The 6,316-nt window shown below is 71.0% G+C and carries 7 protein-coding genes; 1 reads left to right on the top strand and 6 read right to left on the bottom strand.

Annotated elements, in window-relative coordinates; all coding sequences use genetic code 11:
* Positions 1-33: 33 nt before the first annotated feature.
* The 5 genes from ACESL7_RS00660 to ruvC form a co-directional block, all read right to left on the bottom strand.
* Positions 34-867 carry a transporter substrate-binding domain-containing protein gene (locus tag ACESL7_RS00660; protein ID WP_372890394.1) on the bottom strand — a complete coding sequence of 278 codons (834 nt, stop codon included), beginning with the start codon at positions 865-867 and terminating at the stop codon, positions 34-36.
* A 255-nt stretch (positions 868-1,122) separates the two neighbouring features.
* On the bottom strand, positions 1,123-2,718 hold the full coding sequence (locus ACESL7_RS00665; protein ID WP_372890396.1) for a gamma-glutamyltransferase family protein: 1,596 nt from the start codon (positions 2,716-2,718) through the stop codon (positions 1,123-1,125).
* A gap of 359 nt (positions 2,719-3,077) precedes the next feature.
* The gene (ruvB, locus tag ACESL7_RS00670; protein WP_372890398.1) at positions 3,078-4,109 is read right to left on the bottom strand and encodes a Holliday junction branch migration DNA helicase RuvB; all 1,032 of its coding nucleotides are present in this window, start codon (positions 4,107-4,109) and stop codon (positions 3,078-3,080) included.
* Positions 4,110-4,179: 70 nt separating this feature from the next.
* The gene (ruvA, locus tag ACESL7_RS00675) at positions 4,180-4,857 is read right to left on the bottom strand and encodes a Holliday junction branch migration protein RuvA (RefSeq protein ID WP_372890399.1); all 678 of its coding nucleotides are present in this window, start codon (positions 4,855-4,857) and stop codon (positions 4,180-4,182) included.
* Positions 4,854-5,354, bottom strand: a complete 501-nt coding sequence (gene ruvC / locus ACESL7_RS00680; protein WP_372890401.1) for a crossover junction endodeoxyribonuclease RuvC — start codon at positions 5,352-5,354, stop codon at positions 4,854-4,856. Before ruvC ends, ruvA begins: the two co-directional genes overlap by 4 nt.
* Positions 5,355-5,713: 359 nt before the next feature.
* On the opposite strand from ruvC, the gene ACESL7_RS00685 reads away from it, so the two are divergent.
* Positions 5,714-5,914, top strand: a complete 201-nt coding sequence (locus ACESL7_RS00685) for a DUF1127 domain-containing protein (protein ID WP_372890403.1) — start codon at positions 5,714-5,716, stop codon at positions 5,912-5,914.
* A 75-nt stretch (positions 5,915-5,989) separates the two neighbouring features.
* Here ACESL7_RS00685 and ACESL7_RS00690 read toward each other — a convergent pair.
* On the bottom strand, positions 5,990-6,316 hold a 327-nt coding region (locus ACESL7_RS00690; protein WP_372890405.1), incomplete at its 5' end, for a hypothetical protein.

A 6,316-nucleotide genomic window follows, 5' to 3' on the forward strand; every position in this document is an offset into this window, starting at 1 on the left:
CTCTGCATGGCGGCCCCGGCTTGAGAAAGGTGGTCAGCAGGACGGCTCGTGGCCGTCGTCGACATAGCCCTCGTAGCCGGGCTCGCCGAAGCCGGCGACGGGTGTCACGGCAGCAGAATCCTCGGCCGGTGCGAAGCCGAACCACTCCTCGTGAAGCTCCGCCATCGTGCCGTCGATCTTCATGCATTCGATCACGGATTCGACCGTCGCGCGCAGTTCCTCGTCGCCCTCGCGGAAGGGCATGCCCCAGACGCGTCCGGTGGTGTAGGTGAAGCTCGGCTTGATGTTGGGGTTTTTCTGCGCGGCCCAGGCCGAGACCGTGTTGCCCGCGACATTGGCGAAGGCCCGGCCCGACACCACCGCCTCGACGGCATCGGAGTTGGTGCCGTAGCTCTCCACGGTCCAGCCCATCTCCTCGGCCATGTCGCGCGCCCAGCTATCGTAGACCGAGCCCTTGTTGACGGCGATGGTCTTGTCGGCGAAGCCCTCGATGCTGTCGATCTCGGGGGCGTCGTTGGCAACCACGAACATGTAATCCGTGTTCAGGTAGCCCTCCGAGAACAGGACGTTTTCCGCGCGTTCCTCGGTGATCGTCGTCGGCGCGACGACGAAATCGTAGGTTCCGGCCTGCAGCCCGGGCAGGATGCCCGAGAACTGCGTGGCGACGATATCCATTTCCACGCCCAGCCGTTCGCCGATCATGTTGGCGAGATCGACGTTGAAGCCTTCGATGCCGCCGCCGAGCTTCGGCATCGCATGCGGCGCGAAGGTACCGTCCAGCGCCACGGTGTACTTGTCCTGCGCCGACGCGGCGCCGGCGACCGCGAGCGCGGTGCCGAAGGCAAGACTCGAGAGAATGGTTCGCATGACGTCGTTTCCCTGTTGGCGATTGCTTATGCCAGAAGGGTATAAGTCGACACCGTACTCCGCGAGAAAATTCCTATGAAGAAATAATGAATTTACAAATACTGAAATAACGTCGACTTATATTCTGCCGGTGCAGAGAGCTTTCCGTGGACCAGCTTCACCCGCTTCAGCCGCAGCTGCCGCCCCCTGACCGACCAGCTTTATCCCGCTGCAGAAAAAGGAAAAAACCGGAACAGGGGCCGCGCCTCTCCGGCATCAAAACCCGCAGGCGGCGCCGTCCTTGCGGGGGTCGGAGCCGGCAGCGTAGCCCCCCGAGTCGAGGCGTTCGATCAGCTGGGCGCCGCCGAAACCGAAGGCACTGTCCGGTGCCTCGACCGTGATTTCGTGGCCGAGCGCGGCGAGGCGCGCGCGGGTCTCCACGGGGAGCGCCGCCTCGCAGGCGACCGTCGCCCCCTCCACGAAGCGCCAGCGCGGCGCGTCGGCGGCGGTCTGCACGTCCTGTCCCCAGAGCTGCGTCCGCAGCACCGTCTGGACATGGCCCTGCGCCTGTATCGGCCCGCCCATCACGCCGAAGCTCATCCTCGGCGCGCCGTCGCGCATGAGGAAGCCCGGGATGATCGTGTGGAAGGGGCGCTTGCCCGGCGCGACCGCGTTCGGATGGCCCGGCTCCAGCGTGAAGCCCGCACCCCGGTTCTGCAGGCTGATCCCGGTGCCGGGCACCACGACACCCGAGCCGAAGCCGGAATAGTTGGACTGGATGAAGGAGACCATCATGCCGTCTGCGTCGGCCGCGGTCAGGTAGACCGTGCCCCCCTCGCGCGGTGCGCCGGGCCCGTGGTGCTGTGCGCGGGCCGGGTCGATAAGCGCGGCCCGCGTGGCCAGGTAGCCGGGGTCGAGCAGATCGGCGGGCGTCACCCCGGTCATGGCGCGGCGGTCGGCCACGTAGCGGTGAAGATCGGCGAAGGCGAGCTTGATCGCCTCGATCTGCAGATGCAGCGCCTCCGGCGCATCCGCGTCCAACGCGCGGATGCCGGTGGCCTCCAGCATCCCGAGGGCCATCAGCGCCGCGATGCCCTGCCCGTTCGGCGGGATCTCGTGCAGCGCGCAGGCGTCGAAGCCGGCCGAGAGCGTGCCGCACCACTCCGGCGCATGCGCGGCGAGGTCCGCCTCGGTCAGCGCCGCGCCGTGGGCGCGCGCCTCGGCGGCGATCCTTTCGGCGAGCGGACCTTCGTAGAAGGCGCGGCTGCCGCTCTCGGCGATCAGGGCGAGGCTCCGGGCCTGATCCGGTGCGCGGAACCGTTCCCCGGCGCGGGGCGCGCGACCCCCGGGCAGAAAGGTCTCCGCGAAGCCCGGCTGGTCCGACAAGAGCGCGCCCCCGCGCGCCCAGAGCGCGGCGATCACCGGCGAGACGGGGAAGCCCTCCTCGGCATAACGGATCGCGGGTGCGAGAAGCGTGGGCAGGTCCAGGCGCCCGAAGCGCGTGTTGAGCGCCGCCCAGGCGCTGACCGCGCCCGGCACGGTCACGCTTTCCCAGCCGCGGTATGGCATCGCGTCGAGATGCGCGAAGCGCTCGGGCGTCCAGCCTGCCGGCGCCGCCCCGGACGCGTTCAGACCGTGGAGCTCGGCACCGTCCCAGAGGATGCAGAAGGCGTCGGAGCCGAGGCCGTTGCCGGTCGGCTCCACCACGGTCAGCGCCGCCGCCGCCGCGATCGCGGCATCGACGGCGTTGCCGCCCCGCGCCAGCATCCCGAGGCCCGCCTGCGCGGCGAGCGGCTGGGACGTGGCGACCACGTTGTCGGCCAGCACCGGCGACCGGCGGGAGGTATAGAGGGCGTCGTGGCGAAAGGGCATTGGCGCGTTCTCCTGTCCCGGTCAGCCCCGTCAGGTCGGCCGCAGGGTGCGACCTGTCTTAACGGTGGTCCGGGGCTGTGCCTTGCCAGTGAAGGAAAAGGTGGCACAGGGCAGTCGGGGACTCCAGCGCCGATCGGGACCGGTCTCTTGATCGGTCGGCGCGGATGTCCTGTCATGGCCCTTTGCTCGGGACAGGACAGGCGCCCGTTCGTTGAGCGGGACATCCGACGCTCCGCAGAGACCAGCCTGACCCTTCCGGTCGATGCCTCCGGGCCTCGCAGCGGATCCGAGGGCCGCCTGGGCGACCCCGCCCCCGGCAGCTGGCCCACGCGCGTATCGAGGCCCGAAGGCCGGACCTGTCAGCCGTCGAAGAGCCCCGCCTGGCCCGGCGGCGCGGGCGGCGCGAGGCCGAGATGCGACCAGCCGCGCGGCGCGAGCATCCGGCCCCGCGGCGTGCGCTGGATGAGCCCCTGCTGCAGCAGGTAGGGCTCGATCACCTCCTCCAGCGCGTCGCGGCTTTCCGAGAGCGCGGCCGCGATCGTCTCGATCCCGACCGGCCCGCCGATATAGCTCTCGGCGATGAGGCGCAGATAGCGCCGGTCGGCCCCGTCGAGACCCAGGTCGTCCACCCCGAGACGCGTCAGCGCCCCGTCGGCGAGCGCCTTCGTCACGTGCCCGTCCCCCTCGACCACGGCGAAATCGACGACACGGCGCAGCAGTCGCCCGGCGATGCGCGGCGTGCCGCGGGCGCGGCGCGCGATCTCCTCCGCGCCGGCCGGCTCCGCGGGGACGCCGAGCTTCTCGGCGTTGCGCGCGACGATCTGCGCGAGCTCGGCCACCTCGTAGAACTGCAGCCGCGTGGGGATGCCGAAACGATCACGCAGCGGCGTCGTCAGCAGCCCGAGCCGCGTCGTCGCCCCCACGAGCGTGAAGGGCTGCAGCTCGATCCGCACGGTGCGCGCCGCCGGCCCCTCCCCGATCACGAGATCGAGCTCGAAATCCTCCATCGCCGGGTAGAGCACCTCCTCCACGACCGGGTTGAGGCGGTGAATCTCGTCGATGAAGAGGACGTCGCGCGCCTCGAGGTTGGTGAGGATCGCGGCGAGATCGCCGGCCTTGGCGAGCACCGGGCCCGAGGTCATGCGGAAGTTCACGCCGAGTTCGCGCGCGACGATCTGCGCCAGCGTCGTCTTGCCGAGGCCGGGCGGGCCGAAGAAGAGCGTGTGATCCATCGCCTCGCCGCGCGAGCGCGCGGACTCGAGGAAGACGCGCAGGTTCGCGCGCGCCTCCGCCTGCCCCACGAAATCGCCGAGCGCGAGCGGGCGCAGCGCGCGGTCCGCGTCGCCCGCCTGCCGTTCGGGGCGGAGTGTCGGATCAGGGCCCGCGCTCATGGCGCCGCCCGCCTTAGCGGGCTGTCCGCGCGAAGAGGGACCATGCGGGACCGATGAGCGCGCATCTCTCCTATCCCTTCGGTGCGAGGCGGCGGAGCGCGTCGCGGATCAGCGCCGCCGTGTCGGCCTCCGGCGCCGCGTCCAGCGCCTCGGCCACCGCCGCGGCGGCCTCGCCGGGCGCGTAGCCCAGATTGGCGAGCGCCGACAACGCCTCGGCGCGTGCAGGCACCTCGGCGGGCGGGACGGCGGGTCGCGGGACCGCGGGTCCGGGCGCCGCCGGGGCATCGGCCGCACCCTCCGACGCGGGTTCCGGCGACGGTGCACCCGCGTGGTCGAGCGCCATGACCCCCGGCGCCTTGTCCTTGAGTTCGTTGACCACGCGCTGCGCGGTCTTCGGGCCGATCCCCTTCGCCGCGCGGATCGCCGACCAGTCGCCGAGGGCCACCGCCCGGCTCACCCCGTCGGCACCGAGCGCCCCGAGGATCGCGAGCGACGCCTTGGCGCCCACCCCCTGCACGCGCATCAGCAGGCGGTGCCATTCCCGCTCGCCGAGGGTGAGGAAGCCGTAGAGCTGCAACAGATCCTCGCGCACCAGAAGATCGGTCCAGAGCGCCGTCGCCTCCCCCGGCGCGGGCAGCGCGCCCAGCGTGCGCTCGGAACAATGCACCACGTAGCCCACGCCGCGCACGTCGATCAGCACGTGATCCTCGGCGCGGTATTCGACCCGCCCCGCGAGCCGCCCGATCATCGCGCCGCCCCGGCGAGCGCGTGGAGCCGCCGCCCGTTCGCGTGATGGGCATGGCAGATCGCGACGGCCAGCGCATCGGCGGCGTCGGGCCCCGCGATCTCGACGCCCGGAAGCTGCATGCGGACCATGTGCTGGATCTGCTCCTTTGCGGCATGGCCGACGCCGACCACCGTCTTCTTGACCTGGTTGGGCGCGTATTCGTCCACCGCGAGCCCCGCCTGCGCCGGCACGAGAAGCGCGATCCCCCTCGCCTGCCCGAGCTTCAGCGTGCCGGCGGCATCCTTGTTGACGAAGGTCTGCTCGACCGCCGCGCAGTCGGGCGCCCAGCGCGCGACGACGTCGGCAAGCTGGCCGTGCAGCGACAGCAGCCGTTCCGGCAGCCCGCCGTCGCCCGAGCGGCAGTGCCCGTTGGCGAGATGGGCGAGTCGCCCGCCCTCGGCCTCGATCACGCCCCACCCGAGGGTGCGCAAGCCCGGATCGATCCCGAGAACCCGCATGTCCGCCCCGCTCTGTTGCCCTCCGGACGCACTAGCACGAAAGGCGAACGTGCGCCAACTCGAAACCGCGGGTGGCCTGTTCGCGACACCCGCGTCGCAGGCGGACAACAGGGCGCCCGAAAGCGACCCGGGGCGGCCGGGAAGCGACATTTTTCACTGTGTTTTTTACAGGCATGTCAGTGCTTTGATACCTGTCAAGAGGCATGTCGTCGCTGCATGCGACCCTTGCGTTTTTCGCCATTGTGCGGCGGCGCGCGCGGGCCTAACTGCTGCGTGTCGGACACAGGAACGGCAGGTTTCGCGGCGGCGGTTGCCGCCACGTCGACCCGCCGGTCCGCGCAGGCAAAAGGAGGCTGGAAATGGCTGCATTCGATACCGCCCGTACGCACTACGGCACATCGGCCGTGACCGGCCGCACGTCGTTCGGGATCGCCGGAATGGTCGGCGCTCTCGCGGCGTGGAATGACGCGCGCGTGACACGCAAGGCCCTGTCGAAGCTCAGCGACCGTGAGCTCGACGACATCGGCCTGTCGCGCGGCGACATCGACCGGATCGGCTGACCCCCGCCCGCAGCGCCCGGACAGACTGCAAGGCCCGGCCCCTCAGGCCGGGCCTTCGCACGTCCCGCACCGCTCTCAGTCGAGGTGGGCGCCGATCTGCTTCGCGACCCAGACGCTCGCCGGATCCGCCTGCATCGCCCAGGCGCCGGCCTGCTCGACCACCGTGCCGGCGCGCAGGACCTCGAGCCGCTCCTCGTAGAGCGGCGCGCCGATGTGAGCGAGGGCGAGCCCCTTGAAACCGATGAAGCCGGCCGCGATCAGCACGAGCCCACGCAGCGGAACGCCCAGCCGGGCGCGCCGGGCCCGGTAGGTCACGAGCCCGGTGTCGTCGATATAGGGGACGGCGCCGCGCGAGAGGCGGCGGTGCGCCCGCTCGATCCGGCGCCGGCGCTTGTCGAACTC

The organism is Rhodosalinus sp. (assembly GCF_041685465.1).
In the GTDB taxonomy this organism is placed as follows: domain Bacteria; phylum Pseudomonadota; class Alphaproteobacteria; order Rhodobacterales; family Rhodobacteraceae; genus Rhodosalinus.

Excerpts from the sequence above, each read along its gene's own strand:
- ruvC (WP_372890401.1), bottom strand. The coding sequence starts at position 5,354 with ATGCGGGTTCTCGGGATCGATCCGGGCTTGCGCACCCTCGGGTGGGGC.
- ruvB (WP_372890398.1), bottom strand. The coding sequence starts at position 4,109 with ATGAGCGCGGGCCCTGATCCGACACTCCGCCCCGAACGGCAGGCGGGC.
- ruvA (WP_372890399.1), bottom strand. The coding sequence starts at position 4,857 with ATGATCGGGCGGCTCGCGGGGCGGGTCGAATACCGCGCCGAGGATCAC.
- ACESL7_RS00665 (WP_372890396.1), bottom strand. The coding sequence starts at position 2,718 with ATGCCCTTTCGCCACGACGCCCTCTATACCTCCCGCCGGTCGCCGGTG.
- ACESL7_RS00685 (WP_372890403.1), top strand. The coding sequence starts at position 5,714 with ATGGCTGCATTCGATACCGCCCGTACGCACTACGGCACATCGGCCGTG.
- ACESL7_RS00660 (WP_372890394.1), bottom strand. The coding sequence starts at position 867 with ATGCGAACCATTCTCTCGAGTCTTGCCTTCGGCACCGCGCTCGCGGTC.